This window comes from Arthrobacter sp. D3-16 (genome assembly GCF_054408515.1).
This window is the reverse complement of sequence record NZ_CP096437.1, coordinates 4,246,828-4,267,385: the sequence shown is the minus strand read 5'-3', so window position 1 is coordinate 4,267,385 and position 20,558 is coordinate 4,246,828. Positions and strand designations below refer to the sequence as shown.

At 65.0% G+C, this 20,558-nt stretch carries 17 protein-coding genes; 16 read left to right on the top strand and 1 reads right to left on the bottom strand.

Annotated elements, in window-relative coordinates:
- Positions 1–29: 29 nt before the first annotated feature.
- Entirely contained in the window at positions 30–530 is a 501-nt protein-coding gene (locus tag M1D32_RS19920; RefSeq protein ID WP_050057127.1) for an NUDIX hydrolase, read from the bottom strand.
- A 207-nt stretch (positions 531–737) separates the two neighbouring features.
- On the opposite strand from M1D32_RS19920, the gene M1D32_RS19915 reads away from it, so the two are divergent.
- The 16 genes from M1D32_RS19915 (at position 738) to M1D32_RS19840 (ending at position 20,494) form a co-directional block, all read left to right on the top strand.
- A complete protein-coding gene (locus tag M1D32_RS19915) occupies positions 738–2,243 on the top strand; it encodes a CCA tRNA nucleotidyltransferase (RefSeq protein ID WP_458780318.1) in 1,506 nt (501 codons plus the stop codon).
- Complete coding sequence (locus M1D32_RS19910; RefSeq protein WP_163164999.1) at positions 2,240–2,824, top strand: histidine phosphatase family protein; 585 nt, start codon at positions 2,240–2,242, stop codon at positions 2,822–2,824. The genes M1D32_RS19915 and M1D32_RS19910 overlap by 4 nt, the downstream gene beginning before the upstream one ends.
- A gap of 544 nt (positions 2,825–3,368) precedes the next feature.
- Positions 3,369–3,518 carry a hypothetical protein gene (locus M1D32_RS19905; RefSeq protein ID WP_458780317.1) on the top strand — a complete coding sequence of 50 codons (150 nt, stop codon included), beginning with the start codon at positions 3,369–3,371 and terminating at the stop codon, positions 3,516–3,518.
- 133 nt (positions 3,519–3,651) lie between these two features.
- Positions 3,652–5,118, top strand: coding sequence for a glycosyltransferase family 87 protein (locus tag M1D32_RS19900; RefSeq protein WP_458780316.1), 1,467 nt, complete (start codon positions 3,652–3,654; stop codon positions 5,116–5,118).
- Positions 5,111–6,559 carry a phytoene desaturase family protein gene (locus M1D32_RS19895; protein WP_458780315.1) on the top strand — a complete coding sequence of 483 codons (1,449 nt, stop codon included), beginning with the start codon at positions 5,111–5,113 and terminating at the stop codon, positions 6,557–6,559. Before M1D32_RS19900 ends, M1D32_RS19895 begins: the two co-directional genes overlap by 8 nt.
- Positions 6,560–6,636: 77 nt before the next feature.
- The gene (locus M1D32_RS19890; RefSeq protein ID WP_458780314.1) at positions 6,637–8,625 is read left to right on the top strand and encodes a penicillin-binding transpeptidase domain-containing protein; all 1,989 of its coding nucleotides are present in this window, start codon (positions 6,637–6,639) and stop codon (positions 8,623–8,625) included.
- A gap of 82 nt (positions 8,626–8,707) precedes the next feature.
- Positions 8,708–10,447 carry an ATP-binding cassette domain-containing protein gene (locus M1D32_RS19885; RefSeq protein WP_458780313.1) on the top strand — a complete coding sequence of 580 codons (1,740 nt, stop codon included), beginning with the start codon at positions 8,708–8,710 and terminating at the stop codon, positions 10,445–10,447.
- 173 nt (positions 10,448–10,620) lie between these two features.
- Positions 10,621–11,397 (top strand): DeoR/GlpR family DNA-binding transcription regulator, encoded by a 777-nt coding sequence (locus M1D32_RS19880; RefSeq protein ID WP_458780312.1) that lies wholly within the window; start codon positions 10,621–10,623, stop codon positions 11,395–11,397.
- Positions 11,394–12,590 (top strand): MFS transporter, encoded by a 1,197-nt coding sequence (locus tag M1D32_RS19875; protein ID WP_458780311.1) that lies wholly within the window; start codon positions 11,394–11,396, stop codon positions 12,588–12,590. The genes M1D32_RS19880 and M1D32_RS19875 overlap by 4 nt, the downstream gene beginning before the upstream one ends.
- 60 nt (positions 12,591–12,650) lie before the next feature.
- A complete protein-coding gene (locus M1D32_RS19870) occupies positions 12,651–14,147 on the top strand; it encodes a phosphatase PAP2 family protein (RefSeq protein ID WP_458780310.1) in 1,497 nt (498 codons plus the stop codon).
- 173 nt (positions 14,148–14,320) lie between these two features.
- A complete protein-coding gene (locus M1D32_RS19865) occupies positions 14,321–15,268 on the top strand; it encodes an ABC transporter ATP-binding protein (RefSeq protein WP_458780309.1) in 948 nt (315 codons plus the stop codon).
- A 5-nt stretch (positions 15,269–15,273) separates the two neighbouring features.
- Complete coding sequence (locus M1D32_RS19860) at positions 15,274–16,170, top strand: ABC transporter permease (protein ID WP_458780308.1); 897 nt, start codon at positions 15,274–15,276, stop codon at positions 16,168–16,170.
- Between the two features lie 22 nt (positions 16,171–16,192).
- The gene (locus tag M1D32_RS19855) at positions 16,193–17,542 is read left to right on the top strand and encodes a sensor histidine kinase (protein ID WP_458780307.1); all 1,350 of its coding nucleotides are present in this window, start codon (positions 16,193–16,195) and stop codon (positions 17,540–17,542) included.
- The gene (locus tag M1D32_RS19850; RefSeq protein WP_458780306.1) at positions 17,539–18,231 is read left to right on the top strand and encodes a response regulator; all 693 of its coding nucleotides are present in this window, start codon (positions 17,539–17,541) and stop codon (positions 18,229–18,231) included. Before M1D32_RS19855 ends, M1D32_RS19850 begins: the two co-directional genes overlap by 4 nt.
- 57 nt (positions 18,232–18,288) lie before the next feature.
- Entirely contained in the window at positions 18,289–19,173 is an 885-nt protein-coding gene (locus tag M1D32_RS19845; RefSeq protein ID WP_458780305.1) for an intradiol ring-cleavage dioxygenase, read from the top strand.
- Positions 19,174–19,183: 10 nt separating this feature from the next.
- Positions 19,184–20,494, top strand: coding sequence for a M18 family aminopeptidase (locus M1D32_RS19840; RefSeq protein WP_458780304.1), 1,311 nt, complete (start codon positions 19,184–19,186; stop codon positions 20,492–20,494).
- The last annotated feature ends 64 nt before the right edge of the window (positions 20,495–20,558 follow it).

The following is a 20,558-nucleotide window of genomic DNA, read 5'->3' as shown; positions in this document are numbered from 1 at the left end:
ACCGCAATGCCGCCGCCGGCAAGGCCGTCCTAAAGGTGTTCGGGCAGGACTTCGCGTGCCAGGTCAGCGATTCGGCGTTCATTAGGGAAGGACAGCTTCCGGGCGAGTTCCTGGATGGGAACCCACGCAACGTCCACCGCTTCCTGGTCCGGATCGTTCTCGATGGTCAGCTCGCCGCCTGTGGCCCGCAGGAGGTAGTGATGGACCGTTTTATGCACCCGGTGCCCGCTGACGGTGAACCAGTAGTCGATGCTTCCCAAGGGCGCGAGGATGTCACCTTCAATGCCGGTTTCTTCGGCGATTTCACGGACTGCGGCCTGCTCGTTGTTTTCCTTGCCCTCCGGATGCCCCTTGGGCAGGCACCATTCCAAGCGTCCGCCGCGATTAAGGCGGGCAATAATCGCCACCCTCAGTTCGGCGTCGGAGGTGTCCACTACAACGCCGCCGGCCGAGACTTCCTCGACAGTGGGCAAAGAAGCCGGTGCCGAATGCTGGGCAGGCGCAACGTGCGCACCGATTGCCGACGGCAACGGTGCGTTTGTCCTCCTGCCTGGAGCGCTCGGTACTGGATGGGCCATGGAGTCCACTCTAACGACTGTTGCCCGTTCGTGATGACCGGAACATGACACCAACATGGACTGCATATGACGCACTTTGCCGGTGCCGCACGGAATACGCAGGATCTTGACGGCATTTTGGCCTGCGCTGCCGCTGGTTTCTGACAAGCTTAAGTAACTATGGCGCACCCACATCACAAGACTGAATCCCACACCGTCGATTTCCAGGTGGACCCGGTGGTCCTGGAGCTCGGCCAGCGTTTTGTGGACGCCGGCCATGAACTGTCGCTGGTGGGCGGTCCGGTGCGTGACCTTTTCCTGGGCAGGACCTCCCCGGACCTGGACTTCACCACTGACGCCACGCCGGACCAAACGGTGGCCCTGATCAAGAAGTGGGCGGACAATTTCTGGGAGATTGGCCGTGCCTTTGGCACCATCGGAATGCGCAAGGCCGGCTTCCAGATCGAAATCACCACCTACCGTGCCGAGGCCTACGATCCGGAGTCCCGGAAACCGGTGGTCGCGTTTGGCTCCTCTTTGACTGACGACCTGCTTCGGCGGGACTTCACCATCAACGCCATGGCCCTGAAATTGCCTTCCCTGGAACTGGTGGATCCGTTCGGGGGCGTACGCGACCTGCACGCCTCAATCCTGGCCACGCCTGGGGCTCCGGAAGCGTCCTTCTCGGATGATCCGTTGCGCATGATGCGCGCCGCCAGGTTCGCGGCGCAGTTGGGTGTCTCCGTCCACGATGATGTCCGCCAGGCCATGACGAGGATGGCCGAACGGATCACCATCATTTCCTCGGAACGGGTGCGGGATGAACTCACCAAGCTCATCTGCGGCCGCCACCCCCGCGTGGGCGTGGACCTGCTGGTGGACACCGGCCTGGCCGAGTTTGTGCTGCCGGAAGTTTCCGCCCTTCGGCTCGAATCGGATGAGCACCACCGCCACAAGGATGTCTACCAGCATTCGCTGCAGGTGCTGGAACAGGCGGCGGAACTGGAAACGGACGCTGACGGCCCCGTGCCGGCGCCGGACTTTGTGCTCCGTTTCGCAGCATTGATGCACGACGTCGGCAAGCCGGCTACACGCCGTTTTGAACCGGGCGGCGCGGTGAGCTTCCGGCATCACGACATGGTGGGTGCCAAGCTCACCACCAAGAGGATGAAGGCCCTGCGGTTCGACAACGACACCATCAAGGCCGTTGCCCGCCTGGTGGAGCTGCACATGCGGTTCTACGGTTACGGCGACGCGGGCTGGAGCGACTCCGCGGTCCGCCGCTACGTGACTGACGCCGGGCCGCTGCTGGAACGGCTGCACCGGCTGACCCGCTCGGATGTCACCACACGCAACCAGCGGAAGGCCGAGCGGCTGGCCTTTGCCTATGACGACCTCGAGGCCCGGATCGCGGCGCTGCGGGAACAGGAATCGCTGGATTCGGTGCGCCCTGACCTGGACGGTGCCCGGATCATGGCCCTCCTGCACCTCAAACCTGGGCCTGTAGTGGGCCGCGCCTATAAATTCCTGCTCAATGAGCGGATGGAGCACGGGCCCCTGCCCACCGAAGAAGCGGAAGCGAGGCTGCTCCGCTGGTGGGCGGAGCAGCCGGAATCTGCACCTGCCGAACCTGGGGCCGGAACGCCTCCTGCCGCCGTCGACCTTTCCTCCAAGGAGTCCAAGTGACCAATCCTGCCCTTGCCCCCCGGCCCCAGCTCTGGATCCTCCGCCACGGCGAAACCGAGTGGTCCAAAAGCGGGCAGTACACGGGACTCACTGATTTGCCCCTCACTGTTGAAGGCGAGCAGCAGGCAGTGGAGGCCCGGAAGGTGCTGGATCCTGTCGATTTTGACCTGGTGCTGACCTCTCCCCTGAGGCGGGCCCGCCGGACGGCGGAACTGGCCGGCTTTCCGGACGCCCAGCATGAGCCCCTCGCCGTGGAATGGAACTACGGCGATTATGAAGGCATCAGCTCGGACCTGATCCGGAAAGACAACCCCGATTACCTGATCTGGACCCACGGCGTGCCCAATGGGGAGACGCTGGACGAGGTGGCTGCCCGGGCGGACAAGATCATTGGGCGCGTCCTGGAATCCGGCATGGACAACGTCCTCATCGTGGCCCACGGGCACTTCTCCAGGATCCTGACGGCCCGCTGGCTTGAATTGCCCCCCACTGAGGGGCGCCACTTTATTCTCGGAACCGCGAAAGTGTGCACCCTGGGCTGGGATAAGAGGACTCCGGCAATTGTCCGATGGGGCCTTTAATAGCTATTTCCACTTTTCTTTGAAAGTTTCACGAATTAGGTAGCGCGGTACTCTAATCGTGGTGTACTTTTATTCCTGACCCCAGAGCGTCCTGCCGGGGTCGTGGCGTTCGTTGCTGGGCCAGTCAGTTGAAGCAACGGCAGAGCAGAAAAGGAGGTTGGGAAAATGATTACTTTGACTAGCGGACGGAAGACGACTGTCACTGCGGACCCGGCCTCTGATGCTTTTGCGCGCCCGTTTGCAGGGATCGCCGGCTCCTAGCCTTTGCCCCTGCGCCGGTCCTGAGACCGGCAGCGATGCTTCGGCTGCATTAGGCACCGGTATGCGCAGCTTTGCATCCTTCGCGGGATAACCAGTCACCCATTAGCCGGGCATTTTTCTTTTATTGCCATCGGCAGCTTTTGGGCTTTGTGCTCCCTTCCCGCGCGCTCTAAATGCTTATTCATTCCCGGGCATTCCTGTGTCCAAATCCCCCCATTTTCTCAAGTGGGAATTTGGCTTAATTGTCGCGCCCAGTTGGCGGGCCAATCAGTTCGAATAGAAGGTGAGCACATTGATCAAGAAGCTTCAAAAACTCCTGTCTACTTCACGCGGGAGACGCAGCAGCCGCAGGCAATTCAACCGCCCGCTGCTGGAGAAGCAGCGGGAAGACGTATTCCTCCTGATGCACCAGCAGCTGGGCGGGATGCGCTAACCGCCCGCCCGTCCGCCCCCAGGAGATGACATGGGCGCATCTCAGTGCCAGTGCAGGAGCCCACGCGGCGACGCGTGGGCTCCTCGCGGGGCCTCTCCCGACGGTGTCAGGCAGCGGCGGTAAGCTCGATGGCATGGAGGAGACCCAGCCGCCGGAGCACCGAGGGCGGACCCGCCTGGTAGTACCCAGCCGCAGCGATGTCCTGCTGCGCAACTTCACCGAGGTCGTCGGCGGCCCCCTCGGAAGCAGGGCTGCTCCGGGCATCGTATCCCCGGGCATCTTCACCGTTGAACGTGTACTGATACTGCTCACGGTCCTGGCGGCCCTTGCAGGCATCCTGGTCAAAGGATATTGCCGCGTCAACGGCTGGGAATCCCCCACGCAGTTCTACGCCACCTGCTATTCGGACTTTCCCGAGCTTTTTCGGAACCGTGGACTGGCAGAAGGAACCTTTCCCATCCTTGGTGCCGGAAGCCAGTTTGAGTACCCGGTCCTGATCGCCCTGATCGCGGGGGTGACGGCATGGCTCGTTCCCGGGACCGGGATATCGGATTCACGTGTCCTCGCCTACTTCGACATCAATGTCGCCCTTCTGGCCGCGGTCACGGTGGTCGCGGTCCTGGCCACCGCCCGGATGACCGGCCGAAGGCCCTGGGATGCTGCCATGGTGGCTTTGGCACCGGGCATCGTGTTGGCCGGCACCATCAATTGGGATCTGTGGGCAGTAGCCCTGCTCGCCCTGGGCATGTACTTCTTCTCGCGGGAGCGGTTGGTGCTTGCCGGAGTCTTCATCGGGCTGGGGGCGGCGACGAAGCTGTACCCTCTGCTTGTCCTTGGCGCGATCCTGCTGCTGGCCCTCCGGACTGGACGATTCCGGCCCCTGCTGGTGACGGCGTGCGCTGCCGCCGTCTCTTGGCTGGCCGCCAACCTGCCCTTCGCCGCTGCCAACCCTGCCGGCTGGGCCTACTTCTTCCGGTTCAGTGCGGACCGCGACGCCGGTTACAGTTCGCCCTGGTTCGCCTACGACCTCGTGGCAAATAGGCTGCGATGGACGGAACTCAGCCCTGCCGCCGTCGACCTCTTGTCGCTTGGCTTTTTCCTGTTGTCCTGCCTGGCCATTGCAGCCGTCGCCCTGACCGCCGGCCGCCGCCCCCGTCTGGCCCAACTGGCCTTCCTGATCGTGGCGGCGTTTATCCTGACCAGCAAGGTCTATTCCCCGCAGTTCGTGGTGTGGCTGATCCCCCTCCTTGCGCTGGCGCGGCCCAAATGGCGTGACTTCTTGATTTGGCAAGGGATTGAGGGCCTGCACTGGGCAGCAGTGTGGATGTACCTTGGTCAGGTGACCAGTGCAGGTTCTTCCCAGCACAATCTGGATATGCCCTACTATGTCCTGGCCGTGGCGGCTCACATGGCTGCGGTGGGTTACCTGATGCTGCGCGTGACCTGGGACATCTACAACCCGGACTATGACCCCATCCGCCGGCATCATCTTGATGATCCCCACGGCGGTCCCTTCGCCGGCACACCCGACTGGCTACGCTTAGGTCTCCGGGGACGTTCAGACTCCCTCCTGCCATGGAAGAAGGGTTCCAATGCCTGACGTAGCGGTAGTAGGCGCCGGGCCCAACGGGCTTGCGGCCGCAGCGGTCATGGCGCGGGCCGGGCTGTCCGTGGAGCTCTTCGAGGCCGGCAAAACCATCGGCGGGGGGACCCGGACCAGCGAACTGATGCGGCCAGGGTACTTCCACGACATCTGCTCCGCCGTGCATCCGATGGCAGTGGCTTCACCCTTTTTCAAGGCCTTCCAACTGTCCCGCCGCGTGAACCTGATAACCCCCGACTTGTCCTATGGGTCCCCCCTTGACGGTGGCAGGGCCGCCCTCGCCTACCGGTCGCTGGACCGGACGGCTGACGGGCTGGGACGCGACGGTGCTGCCTACCGGCGACTGATGGCACCCCTGGTGGACCACATCGACGGGGTTATGGACTTCACCCAGAACCAGCTGATCCGCATCCCCCGCAGCCCGTTGGCGGCGGGGCTGTTCGGGTTGAGGACCGTGGAGCAGGGAACCGGACTGTGGAATGCCCGGTTCAAGGAAGAATCCGCACCCGCCCTCCTGGCCGGGGTTGCCGCCCATGCCATCTCCCATCTGCCCTCCTTCGCAGCGTCCGGAGCGGGGCTGATGCTGGGGGCGCTCGGGCATGCCGGCGGGTGGCCCATCCCCGAAGGGGGATCGGCGTCAATAGCTGCCGCCTTGGCGGAGGACATCATTGCCCATGGGGGTGTCATCCACACCGATGCACCCATCGACCGGCTGGAGGACCTTCGATCCGCACGCACCACCTTGCTGGACGTCGCCCCGCAAGGGTTGCTGAACATGGCCGGTAACGTCCTTCCTGCACGGTACCGGGGGGCGCTGGAATCGTTCAGGTACGGGAATGGCTCGTGCAAAGTGGATTACATCCTCTCGGGACCCGTACCGTGGGCGGCAAGGGAGTTGGCCGACGCCGGAACGGTGCACCTCGGTGGCACCCGTGCCGAGGTGGCACGCGCTGAGAACGACGTCAGTGCGGGCAGGCACCCGGACCGCCCCTACGTCCTGGTGGCCCAGCAGTCACGCTTCGACTCCAGCCGCGCCCCCGCCGGACACCACACCCTATGGGCCTACTGCCATGTCCCCTCCGGATCGACAAGGGACATGACTGAGGCCATCACTGCACAGCTGGAGCGGTTCGCGCCGGGGTTCCGGGACCTTGTGGTGGAGTCCAAGGCCATCACCGCTGCCGGGCTGGCAAAGTACAACCGCAACTATGTCGGCGGGGACTTCAGCGCGGGCACCATGGACATGCTGAACCTTGTCCAGCGGCCGGTCGTGTCAACGGTCCCGTGGCGTACCCCCTTGCGCGGCGTCTACCTGTGTTCATCCTCCACCCCGCCAGGGCCTGGTGTTACAGGTATGCCGGGCTACCATGCCGCCAACTATGCCCTTCGGGACATGTTCGGCCTTTCCGTCCCGGCTCTGGGCCTGGCGGAGGCTTAGTGCCGCCAGTTTCGCGTCTTGAAGGCACTGCAGAAGGGCGTGACAAAGTAACCCCAAAAGCAGGAGATAATGGCGCGATGGGGATATCAACAAAACTTTCTTTGGGCATCGCTGCCGTCATTCTCGGAACGTCGCTGGTTGCCTGCGACGACGGCAGGAGCGGCGCTGAAGCAGCTGCGGGGCAGTTGGCCGCGGCAGTAGCCGGACTGGATGTGGGCTCGGTGCCCTTCGACGGCAAGGATGCCGCGGCTGCAAATGACCAGCTGAAAAAAGTTTTTGCGGCACTGGATCCCCAGAAGCCCGCTGTTGAGGCAGGCGAACTGGCCCTCGACGGCGACAACGCGTCCGCACCGCTCAACTACACCTGGAACTTCGGCGGCGCCGAATGGAAGTACACCGTCTCCGCCAAATTCAAGAAGTCCGGGGACAAATGGCTGACCGTCTGGGATCCGGCCACCCTGGCGCCGGACCTGGCCGACAGCGAGATCCTGACTAAAGGCTCCCAGTCACCCCAGCGCGCCGACATCCTGGGCGCCGGTGACGTACCCCTGGTGACGTACCGACCTGTGGTCAATGTGGGTATTGATAAGCCCCAGCTTGGGGCTGGGGATCCTGCTGATTCCGCCACCAAGCTGGCAGCGCTTGTCAAAGTGGACCCGGCCGCCTACGTCCAGCAGGTACAGGCCGCGGGTGCCGAAGCTTTTGTTTCAGCGATCACGCTGCGGGAAGAAGGCCGCACCATCACCAATGAGCAGATTGCGGCGATTCCGGGGGCCCGCGCCATCCCGGCCTCCATGCCGTTGGCTCCCAGCCGCACGTTTGCCCGAGCCGTCCTGGGCTCCGTGGGCGAGGCCACGGCTGAGCAGATCGAAGCATCCGGCGGCGAGCTGACAGCCGGTGATGTCACCGGCGTCGGCGGCCTCCAGCAGCAGTACGACGACCAGCTCAGGGGGACGGACGCCGTCGTAATCCGTGCACAGCGCGCCGACCTGACGAGGGAACAGATCCAGTCCGCCGCAACCGATCCGCGCCGGGTGCTTTTTGAAGTGAAGCCCACGCCGGGAACCCCACTGAAGACAACCCTGGATCCCACGCTGCAGTCGCTGGCGGAGAGCACGCTGGAAGGCGTGGAACCGGCATCTGCGATTGTTGCGCTCCGGCCTTCAAGCGGCGCTGTCCTGGCGGCCGCCTCCGGCCCGGGGAGCAACGGCTATAACACAGCGATGCTGGGCCAGTACGCGCCCGGCTCCATCTTCAAGATGGTGGATTCGCTGGCGATGTTCCGCAACGGGCTGACCCCTGAGTCGAAGGTTGAATGCACACCCACGTTGACGGTGGATGGACGGACTTTCAAAAACGCGGAGGGGTACCCGGAAGGGTCATTGGGTTCAGTGACGCTCCGTGACGCCTTTGCCCACTCCTGCAATACAGCGTTCATCGCTGCCCGTGACACCGTTTCGCAGGGTCAGCTTGAAGCAGCCGCCATGGCGATGGGCCTCGCCGTCGAAGCGCCGACGCTCGGCGCCGCCGCCTTCCTGGGATCTGTCCCCGGGGAGGCCGCGGGAACTGAGCACGCCGCTTCGATGATCGGCCAGGGAAAGGTGCTGCTGTCACCATTGGCCGCCGCCATGATGGCCGGCTCCGTGGCCAAGGGTGCGCCGGTTGCCCCGCAGCTGGTGTTGAATCCCGACTCCGGCGCCGCTGCCGAGGGAACGACCAGCGGCTCCACTGCTCCCGCGGCGCAGCCCTCCGCCACGGCGACCGCTGAGGCTCCGTCCCAGGCCTCTGAGAATCCCATCACCGCCGAGGAGGCGGCGTCCCTGGCGGACATGATGCGGGCCGTGGTGACGTCCGGCCACGCAGGTTTCCTGTCCAGTGTTCCGGGTGCCCCGGTTGGAGCCAAGACCGGCACGGCCGAGTTCGGCAAAGAGAATCCGCCAAAGACGCACGCTTGGATTGTCGCCGTACAAGGCGATCTCGCCGTAGCCGTTTTTGTGGAGGATGGCGGACTGGGGGCAACAACGTCGGGGCCGCTGCTGCAAAAGTTCCTGACCGCCGCGGGCTAGAGTTTTTGTCCGGGTGTGCGGACCTCCAGCCCTGCACAGCTTGACAAAAATGTGGCTGGGCCGCCGTGGGAAGATGGAATACGTGGCCCATATTGACGTTTCCGGTATCGATTACTTCCTTTCCGACGGCACCCAACTGCTGAACGGCGTGACCTTCAAGGTTCCGGACGGCACCAAAACGGCCCTGATCGGCCCCAACGGTACTGGCAAAACGACCCTGTTCCGGATCATCGCCGGGGATCTGGTTCCCGACGAAGGCGTGATCGGCCGCTCCGGGAACATGGGCATCATGCGCCAGTTCGTGGGCCAGGTCCGCGACGGCTCCACCGTCCGCGACCTGCTGGTCTCCGCGGCGCCGCCCGCCCTGGCAGCGGCGGCCCACGAGGTGGACGACGCCGAGCTCGCCATGGTGGAGCACGACGACGAACCCAGCCAGATGCGCTATGCCCAAGCCATCGTCGACTGGGGAGACGCCGGAGGCTACGACGTTGAGACCGTCTGGGACGAAGTGTGCATGGCCGCGCTTGGACTCCCCTTTGACCGCGCCCAGCACCGTCCGGCGTCGAGTCTTTCCGGCGGTGAACAGAAGCGGCTGGTGCTGGAAGCGCTTTTTGCCGGCCCGGATGACCTGCTGCTGCTGGATGAACCGGATAACTACCTGGACGTGCCGGGCAAGCGCTGGCTTGAGGACAAGCTGAACGAATCGAAGAAGACGGTGTTCTTCATCAGCCACGACCGTGAACTGCTGAACAACGCAGCGGGGCGCATCGTCACGTTGGAGCCCGGAATCAGCGGCGCCGGAGCCTGGGTCCACGGCGGCGGGTTCGGCTCCTACGTGGAGGCACGGGCGGACCGCAACGCCCGCTTTGAGGAACTCCGCAAGCGATGGGACGAGGAGCACATCAAGCTCAAGGAACTCGTCAACATGTACAAAAACAAGGCCGCGTTCCGCTCCGACATGGCCAACCGGTACCACGCAGCCCAGACCCGCTTGGCGAAGTTTTTGGAAATCGGGCCGCCCGAGGCACTGCCCATCGAGCAGAACGTGAAGATGCGCCTCAAGGGCGGGCGGACCGCCAAGCGCGCCATCGTGGCGGAGAAGCTTGAACTCACCGGCTTGATGAAGCCGTTCTCCACCGAGGTGTGGTTTGGGGACCGGGTAGGCGTGCTGGGCTCAAACGGTTCGGGTAAGAGTCACTTCCTGCGGCTGCTGGCCACGGGCGGCACGGACCCGGAACGGGAGCACCTGCCCGTGTCCGCGCTGTCTGCGGCTCCCACCCCTCGCAAGCTCGGGGAGGGGCCCTCGCCGGAGCCGCTTAGTCTCATCGCCGAAGTGCCGCACGAGGGCACTGTGAAACTCGGTGCCAGGATCCGGCCCGGGTTCTTTGCCCAGACGCATGTCCGGCCCGACCTGCTGGGCAAGACGCTGCTGGAAATCCTGCACCGCGGTGACGAACACCGGTCCGGCCTGGGCCGCGAGGCAGCAGCCGGGGCATTGGACGGTTATGGGCTTGCAGGGCAGTCGGAGCAAAAGTACGAGTCCCTTTCCGGCGGGCAGCAGGCCCGGTTCCAGATCCTTCTCCTGCAGTTGAGCGGTGCCACCCTGCTTCTATTGGATGAGCCCACGGACAACTTGGATCTGCACTCGGCCGAGGCACTGGAACGGGCGATTGACCACTTCGAGGGCACGGTCCTCGCCGTGACTCACGACCGCTGGTTTGCCCGTACGTTTGATCGCTTCCTGGTGTTCGGATCGGATGGCAAGGTGTACGAGTCCGCAGAGCCGGTGTGGGACGAGAAGCGCGTGGAGCGCGCCCGCTAACGAAACGCCCTCTCACTTCCTGCACGTTTTTGGCCAACGCTCTTGCACAGGTGTAAGAGCGTTGGCCGTTTTCCTGCGGTAAGTGAGAGAGCGTTTGCGTTTAGGCCGCATCAAGTGAGAGAGCGTCGTGGTTAGCTTCTGATTAAATGAGCAGAAGTTGTTATCATTTGATCATGAGGACGGATGACCGGCACCGCGCTATTGCGGAGTTGCTTCGCCAGCGGCACGAGGTGACGGTGGACGAGCTGGCTCTCGCCTGCGACGCTTCGGGAGCAACCATCCGGCGGGACCTTGAAGTCCTGGCCGCCAACGGCGTTCTCCGTCGCGTTCACGGCGGGGCGCGGAGCCTCATCGGCCGCGGCCAAACTCCAGGCTACGGCCAGCGTGAACTCGAGGACCAGGACACCAAGAAGCGCATCGCAGCTGCTGTAGCAAGCCTGCTGCGCGACCGTGAGCATGTCTGGCTGGACAGTGGAAGCACCGCCACGGAGGTGGCCCGGGCCTTGGTAAGCAGGGACCTGACCGTCATGCCGATGTCACTCCGGTCACTCAACGTCCTCGCGGGTGAGGAATCCGCCGCCGCCGGAATCCGCCCCACGCTGCTCCTGCCGGGAGGAAGCCTTGTCCCCGGCGAGCTGAGCTTCCGGGGCCCGCTCACGGAATCGAACGTCCGCTCCCTGCGCTTCGACACTGCAGTTGTCACGCCCTGCGCGGTAGGCCTTCGGGACGGCCTCCTGGCCCACGACCTGGACGACGCAGCCGTAAAGCGGGCTGGTCTCGAATCAGCTTCCCGCGTTGTGCTTGCCGCCTCCGCTGCCAAATGGGACGCGGTGGCCAGGGCCCTTGTGGGCGGCCTTGACCGTGTGGACATCATGGTCACCAACAAAGAGTTCAGCCCTGAAGAACAACGGCGACTCGATGACAACTCTGTGGAAGTAGTGAATGTATGAGCTTAAATACCGGAACGGCACAGCAGGCTGGCCTGAAGGCAGCGGCTGCCGCCACGTTCGTTGTCTTCGGCATTAACGGCCTGGTTTTCGCCAGCTGGGCAGCGCGGATCCCTGCGGTCACCGAAACCCTGCAGATAACCTCCGGCCAGATGGGTACCCTGCTGCTTTGCACCGCGATCGGCTCTTTGCTTGCCCTGCCAACGGCCGGCTGGGTAGTGGGCAGGATCGGCACAGCCAACACCGTGCGGTTCGGCGGGTTGCTGGCCTCGGTGGCCGGGGCGGGAATAGCCCTGTCCCTCTCCATCGCCTCCATTCCGGGCACGGCTGTCGCGTTGTTCTTTTTTGGCATCGCCATTGGGCTCTGGGATGTGTCGCAGAACCTTGAAGGGGCCGACGTTGAACACAAGCTCCGGCGGACCATCATGCCCCAGTTCCATGCTGCATTCAGCGGCGGGGCCTTCCTGGGCGCACTGATTGGAGCAGGCCTTTCGAATCTGGGAGTCGGCCTGCCGGTGCACCTGCTGGTCATTGTGGGCATCGTGCTGCTGGTAACGATGATTGCTCCCCGCTATTTCCTTCCGCACATCCCGGCACCATCGCCGGCCGAGGGCGAGACTAAGCCTGCCAGGGGCCCGTCCGCCTGGCGGGACAGCCGGACGCTGCTCATCGGCGTCGTTGTCCTTGGGGCCACCCTGACCGAGGGTGCGGGCAATGACTGGATTGCCAAGGCGTCCGTAGACGGCCTCGGCACCTCCGAGTCCACCGGCGCCCTGATGTTCGCGCTCTTCGTCCTGGCCATGACAGCGATGCGTTTCCTGGGCGGCCGTGTCATCGACACATACGGCCGGGTTGCCGTCCTCCGTGCCAGCATGGCAGCGGCAGCCGCCGGTCTTTGCCTCTTCGTGCTTGCAGGCAACGTGTGGCTCGCGGCCGTAGGCGCGGCGCTCTGGGGTGTAGGAGCGGCCCTGGCCTTCCCGATGGGGATGTCCGCTGCCGCCGATGACCCCCAGCATGCAGCAGCAAGGGTTTCCGTTGTGTCCACACTCGGATACACCTCGTTCCTGGCCGGACCGCCGCTGCTCGGGTACCTGGGCGACCTCACAGGAATCCACCTCGCGCTGCTGGCGATCCTGGCGCCCATCCTCCTCGCGCTCCTGCTCGCCGGCGCAGCCAGGCCGCTAAAGCTCAAGTAAGGCCTGCGGGGAACCCGGCATTCCGCGGTGGCCCTCCAGCGGCGGCGGTAGGGTGAGGGCATGCACAGGAAATGGCGCCGGGGCCACCAGTGGATCAGCCGCACAGACAGATACCTTCTACGGTATGTATCGAAGCTGCCGGGCGGAAACCATGACGACTTCTTTCGCCGGCTGTCAGCCTCCGCGAACCATGGAGAACTGTGGATGGGCATCGCCGCCGTCCTGGCCACCATCCCGGGCAGGCCGCGCCGCGCAGCACTTCACGGACTGATCGCGCAGGCTGTGGCCTCCGCCGTTACCAACGGAGTTTTCAAGACCCTGCTGCCCCGTGCCCGCCCGCTCCCGGAGCACCTTCCCGTGTTCCGGTTCGTGCATCCGCAACCGAAAAGCTCGTCCATGCCGTCCGGCCATTCGGCGTCGGCTGTGGCGTTCGCAGTTGGGGCAGGCCTGGTCAAGCCTGCCCTGGGCGCGGCACTGACCCCTGCGGCGCTGGCGGTGGCCTATTCGCGGGTCCACACAGGGGCGCATTGGCCCTCGGACGTATTGTTCGGGTCCGCGATTGGTGCCGGCGCGGCCCTGGTCACCAAGCGGTGGTGGCCGGTACGCCCCCCGTTCCCCCAGACTGCGAGGACCTGGACCCCTGCGCCACGACTGCCCGAGGGGGAAGGGCTGGCGATCGTGGTTAACACTTTGGGCGGCTCCTTCACCAAGGAGACAGCTGCCGCACTTCAGCAAGTATTCCCCAAAGCGTATATAACGACGGTGCAGTCGGACGACGACCTGCTCGGCGCAATTGGCGGCGCGTCTGATCGTCCCGGGACCCTTGCACTTGGCGTCTTTGGCGGTGACGGGACGGTGGGTGCGGCGGCCGCGGCAGCCATCGAGCGCTCGATCCCGCTGCTGGTCCTGCCCGGCGGAACTATCAACCACTTCGCCCGCGACGCCGGAACGGGGAGCCTCAGGGAAGCGTTGGCAGCGGCGTCAGACGGCGAAGCTGCCCTGGCCGACGTCGGGGCCGTGACGGTTGAGCGAGGCGTGGCCGGGAAGCCCGAAAAAGCGGAAGTGACGATGCTCAACACGTCCAGCGTCGGCGTGTATCCCAACTTCGTGCGGCGGCGGGAGCAGCTGCAGCCGGCAATGGGAAAGCCCCTCGCCGGAGTAGTGGCCATGTTCCGCACGTTCGCTGCCGGCACCCCCACCACCCTCGCGGTGGACGGCAGGCTGCACAAGGTGTGGATCGCGTACGTGGGACGGGGCCGGCATTACCCCCGGGACCATGCCCCGTTGCTGCGGCCCGTGATGGACGACGGCGTTCTGGACGTGCGCATGATCACGGCAGACGAATCCTTCGCCCGGTTGCGGCTGCTCTGGTCCGTGCTGACCGGCACGGTTGCCACCTCAGGCATCACCCATGTGTCGGAGGCAAGCGAGGTGCGAATCGAAGCAGGTGGATCGCCGTTGGTGCTGGCGGTCGACGGCGAGGCGTTGGCCGGCGTTCGCAGTGTGGAATACAGGGTGCGGCCGCGGGCGCTTGCCTACTACTCCCCCCGCCCCTGACAGAGCCTTCCCCTGATGGGGACGCCGCCTCATCCAGGGGGACTACCCCGGTTCACCCCTGAATCATCCCTGAGACCGGCGAAAACAGGGCTTCGCATCGGTAGCGTGGTGGATACACAAGCGTCCCAAAAACATCTGCCGCAGCCATCTGCCGCCGTCCGAAGGAACAACACATGATTGAGGCACAAGGCCTGACCAAGGTTTATGGCGGAAAAACCGCCGTGGCAGGGGTCAGCTTCACCGTCCAAGCAGGGCTGGTCACGGGCTTCCTGGGCCCCAACGGCGCCGGTAAATCCACCACGATGCGTATGATCATGGGCCTGGACCGGCCGACGTCGGGTTCCGTCACCGTGAACGGCCTGCCGTACGCACACCACAAGGCACCGCTGCACGAGGTGGGGGCGCTGCTGGACGCCAAAGCCGTGCACACGAGCCGCAGCGCCTACAACCACCTGCTGGCCATGGCCGCCACGCACGGCATTCCCAAGACCAGGGTCCATGAGGTCATCGAGATGACCGGCCTGGAGGCGGTGGCCCGCAAGAAGGCAGGCGGTTTCTCGCTCGGTATGGGCCAGCGGCTGGGAATCGCGGCCGCGCTTCTGGGCGATCCCCAGACGCTCATCCTGGACGAGCCCGTCAACGGCCTGGACCCGGAGGGAGTCCTGTGGGTCCGCAACCTGGTCCGGTACCTCGCGAACCAGGGCAAAACCGTCTTCCTGTCCTCGCACCTCATGAGCGAAATGGCGCAGACCGCTGACCACCTGATCGTTATTGGCCGTGGACGGATCATTGCCGATGCACCGGTCAAGGAGATCATTGCCGGAACTCGGCAGGCCAGGACCCTCGTGCGCACCAGCGAGGCCCTGCGACTCTCTGCCCTCCTGGCAGGGGACGGTGTCACCGTGGACCAAAGCGAGCCCGAAACCCTTGAGGTCATGGGAATGGATTCCCGCCGGATCGCGCAGGTGGCCCTGGACAACGGCGTCCTGCTGTACGAGCTGACCCCACAGATGTCCTCCCTTGAAGACGCGTACTTCGACCTCACCAAGGACGAAGTGGAATACCACTCGCACCTGACCGGCGGACCCGCAGTGGCCGCACCGGCAGCGGCAGGAAAGTAAGGACGATGAGCACCATGACTGAAACCCGTACCGCCCCCACCCGGTCCTCTGCGGGAACACGGGGCGTGACCTTTGGCGGCGTCCTGCGGTCTGAATGGATCAAGCTTTGGTCCCTGATGTCCACCCGAATCCTGCTCCTGTTGACGCTGGCAGCCATCGTCGGCGTTGGCGCGCTGACCGTCCTGATCCGCTACACCTACCTCGAAGAGATGATCCGGAGCGCCAGGGAGCAGGGCCAGACGATGGCGCCAGAAATGCTCGAGGCGTCCTTCCCGCCGGGCTCCGGCTTCGACCTCTACAACCTGCCCAACGCAGGCCTGCAGATCGGCATCCTGATCCTCGGATCACTGGCGGTGCTCTTTATGTCCTCCGAATACGCCACCGGAATGATCCGTTCCACCATGAACGCCGTACCTCGCCGCACGCCCGCTTTTGTGGCCAAGGCAATCATCCTTGCGGTCATTTCCTACGTGATCACCACCATCGCCGGAGCAGCAACCTTCCTGATCGCCATGCCCGTGTTCCAGGGCATGGGCTTCGACCTGGACTGGTCCACCGACGGCGTGCTGTACAGCATCTTCACCGGCGGCCTCTATGTGGCCGGCGTTGCCTTGATCGGCCTTTCCCTGGGGACGCTGCTGCGCAACTCGGCCGGCGGCATCACGGTGCTGGTGGCCATGTTCTTTGTCCTCTCCATCGCCGCCGGTTTTATGACCCTTATCCCCGGTGAATTCTGGAAGTACGTTCCGCAGTACATTCCGAGCGAGGCCGGCGGACGCTTCCTCTCCATCGGCCACACAGACGGCGTGATCGATCCCTGGCACGGCGGCCTGATCTTCCTGGGCTACGTGCTGTTGTTCCTGGTCCCCGCAATGATCGTCCTGAAGAAACGCGACGTCTAAACAGGGACCAAGAACCAGGACCATGACAGAAACGGCAGTTGGAAAGGACGCGCCGGCCGGACAGGCCGACGCGTCCTTTGCCGAGCTCACCGCCAGGCGCAGGGGGCACGTCCGCCGCTACCTGCACCGGCATCCCCTTGTGATGGACGGCGTGGTGGCCATCAGCTACAGCCTGCTGGTGGCACCCACGGTGGTGGACGCCACCAGGTCCGGCAACTGGCCCGCCATCGCCCTGCTGGTAGCGGTGGCCGCGGCGCTGTTCCTCCGCCGTTTCCACCCCGTGGGCCTTGTTGCCTTTGTCGCCGTGGCGGAGGTGGCGGTCACACTGCTGCATCCGTGGGGTTCCAATGTGTCGGCCGGCCTCTGGTTCTCGCTGTACGCCGTGGCAGTGGCCCACACCCGCCGCTTCGCGCTCATCACCATGGCGGTGGCCACCGCGCCGCTGGCCCTTCTCTACCTGCTGGCCGCCGTCGGCCCGATGGAGAACTCCTTCGTCAACGACACCGGAGTCAACCCGGGCGACTTCCACCTGCTGACCAGCATCGCCACCGGAGCCACCATCACCCTCTCCAACTTCATCGCCACCGGCATCGGGATCTCGGTCCGGCAACGGCGGGAACACGAGCAGGAAGTTGCCGCGTGGGCGGCCCGGACCGCCCGGCTCGCGTCGGTGAACGAACGGAACCGGATCGCACGGGAAATGCACGACGTCGTTGCCCACTCCCTGACGGTGATGATCAGTTTGTCGGACGGCGCCGCCGTCGTGGTCCGGAAAAGTCCGGATCGCGCCGGTGAGGTGCTGGGTGAACTGTCCCGGACCGGGCGGACCGCCCTCGCCGACATGCGGCGTGTCCTGGGTGTCCTTCGGGATGATGCGGGGGCAGCGGCGCCGCCACCGCTGGCTGCGGGGGACAACCTTTCCAAGCTGCTGGAGGGGTTCCGCACCGCGGGCCTGCCCCTGCACTACTCCCATACGGGTCCGGCGCTGCCCGACGATGCCGCCTTCCAGCTCACCGTGTACCGGATTGTCCAGGAATCACTGACCAACACGCTCCGCTACGGCCGTTCCCTGGGGCGCGTGGACGTCTCGATTGTCCGCACGGGTTCAACGGTCACCATCGACGTGCTCGACGACGGCGCAGGAGTTCCAGGGCATCCCGCCCCTGGCGACGGCGCGGCGCCTGCCGCGGGACACGGCTCCTACGGCACCGGCCAGGGAATCACCGGAATGGCTGAACGGGCCCGGATCTATGCAGGCACGGTGGAAGCCGGCCGCAGCGGGCGCGGCTGGCGAGTGCACGCCGTCCTTACCTGGCCTGGCGATGATGTTTCCGAGTCCCTCACTAATTACGAACTCCAAGGCAAAGCATGACCAATAATCAGGCCATTACCGTCCTGCTGGTGGATGATCAGCCGCTGCTCCGGATGGGTTTTCGGCTCATCCTCGAGGGCGAGGATGACCTGCGGATCGTGGGTGAAGCGTCCAACGGCGCAGAAGCCGTCCGCCAGGTCCGGGAATTGAACCCGGATGTGGTGTTGATGGATGTGCGGATGCCCGTGCTGGACGGTATCGGGGCGACACGTGCCATCACGGAATCCGGAGCCTGCTGCAGGATCATTATCCTGACCACCTTCGATGTGGATGAGTATGCCTTCTCGGGTCTCCAGGCGGGCGCATCTGCGTTCCTGCTGAAGGACGCTGCGCCGTCGGAATTGATCAACGCGGTACGCGTGGTGGCCAGCGGGGACGCGGTAGTGGCACCCAGAATCACCCAGCGCTTGCTGGAAACGTATGTCCGCGGTGCGGCCAAGCCGGTGCCGTCGGCTCCTTCACCCGATCCGCTCCTGGCCGACCTGACGCCCAGGGAGACCGAAATGCTGCAGGCCATGGCCGAGGGCCTGTCCAATGCGGAGATTGCCCACCGGTATTTCCTGTCCGAGGCCACGGTGAAAACGCATGTCCGGCGCATCCTTACCAAGCTCCACCTCCGCGACCGCGTCCAGGCAGTGGTTTATGCGTACGAAACCGGCCTGGTGGTTCCCAGCAACCCGGACTACTGACGCACGCTCACGCCGGAAACCCTATGCAGGCGGGAGGCGGGGCGGTTGGATAGTGGCATGAACAACCATGTCCCCCACCCAAACCACGACCGCGGGCTTGAATTCGACCTGTCCACCATCATGAGCCGCCGGTCGCTGGGCATGTTCTTGGGCGCAGGCGGTGCCGCCGCTGCCTTGGCTGCCTGCACCCCTGGCGGGCCGCCCACCAGTGCCCGCCCTGCGACGTCGTCCGCCGCCCCGGCAACCGCAGGGTCGGGCGGTGCTGCTGTGTCCGGGTCGCCGTCACCCACCCTGACCCGGGCCATTGCCGAGTGCGGCGTGGAGATTCCGCGGGAAACGGCCGGGCCCTTTCCGGCCGACGGCTCGAACGGTCCCAACCTGCTGGAAGCCTCGGGAGTAGTGCGGCGGGACATCGCATCCAGCTTCGGGACCGGGACCGCCAGGGCCGAAGGGGTACCGCTGACGTTCACCCTGACGCTGCTGGATAACGCCAACGGGTGCGTCCCGCTGGCCGGGACGGCCGTCTATGCGTGGCACTGCGACCGGGAAGGCAGGTATTCGATGTACGACCCGGAACTAACGGACGAAAACTACCTGCGCGGCGTCCAGGAAGCGGACGCCAACGGCCAGGCTACCTTCACGTCGATCTTCCCCGGCGCCTACCCCGGACGCTGGCCGCACATCCACTTCGAGGTGTTCGAGTCGATGAACAACGCGACGGCGGCAGGGCAGGTACTGGCCGTTTCGCAGATTGCGCTCACAAAGGCGTCCTGCGACGACGTTTATGCCTCCCCGGGCTACGAGGCGAGCAGGCGCAGCATGGGCCGCACTACCCTGCAGTCGGACAGCGTGTTCAGGAACGACGGCGGCATCTACCAGCTCGCCACCATGACCGGATCAGCAGCGGCAGGCTACACGGCGGGGCTCAACGTCACCCTCTAGACTCGGGAGCATGCCTTCTTCATCCTCCGCTGCAGACCACATCCAGGACCTTGGCGACTACGTCAGCGCATCGCCGTCGAGCTTTCACGCCGTGCACGAAGCGGGCCGCCGGCTGCTGGACGCCGGGTTTGTCCGGCTGGATGAGCTGGAGCCCTGGGAGGGCGGTACCGGTTCATTCTTCATCATCCGCGACGGCGCGCTGATCGCCTGGGTGGTCCCCGAGGGCGCCGGACCCACCACTGGGTTCAACATCCTGGGGGCGCACACTGATTCGCCGTCCTTCAAGCTCAAGCCCAAGCCCAGCATTGGTGCGCACGGCTGGCTGCAGGCCGGGGTGGAGGTGTACGGCGGGCCCCTGCTGAACTCCTGGCTGGACCGGGAGCTGCAGCTGGCCGGGCGGCTGGTCATGCTGGACGGTACCGAGCACCTGACGGCAACCGGTCCCATGCTTCGCTTCCCGCAACTGGCCGTCCACCTGGACCGCGCCGTGAATGAGGGCCTGACGCTGGACAAGCAGCGGCACATGAATCCCGTGTGGGGGCTCGGCAATTCCGGGGATTCTGACGTGCTGGCGGTGCTGGCTTCCCATGTTCCCGGTGCTGCCGTGGACCCTGCCCGGATTGGCGGGTACGACGTCGTCATGGCAGACACACAGGCACCTGCGGTTTTCGGGGGCAACGGGGAGTTCTTCGCGTCCGGGCGGCTGGATAACCTTTCGGCCACCCATGCGGGGTTGGTGGCGTTGATTGGCCACGCTTCTTCTGTTGGCAGTGCGGCCACCGGTGGGCCGATCGCAGTCCTTGCTGCCTTCGATCACGAGGAGATCGGCTCCAACTCCCGCTCAGGGGCCTGCGGGCCCATCCTTGAGGATGTGCTGGTGCGCATCTCGGACGGCCTCGATGCCACCGTGGGCCAACGGCGGCAGGCACTGGCGGCGTCGTTCTGTGTCTCGGCGGACGCCGGGCATGCCGTCCACCCCAACTACGCCGAGCGGCACGACCCCGCTAATCACCCCGTACTCAACGGCGGCCCGCTGCTGAAGATCAATGCCAACCAGCGCTACGCCACGGACGCCAACGGGGCAGCTTTCTGGGCCCGGCTGTGCGGCGAAGCCGGCGTCCCGTACCAGGAGTTTGTGTCCAACAACGCGATCCCCTGCGGCTCGACCATTGGCCCGCTGACTGCCACGCGCCTGGGCATCAGGACCGTGGACGTAGGCGTTCCGCTGCTTTCCATGCACTCTGCCCGGGAGCTGTGCGGGGTGGAGGATCCTCACATGCTGGCGGCTGTGACAGAGCTGTTCTTCCGAAGTGTTCCGTAGCGTTTTCGGCATCCGGCCCCTGGCGGCACGTCACCGTATGCCACTACCGTTAGGCGAAGATTTC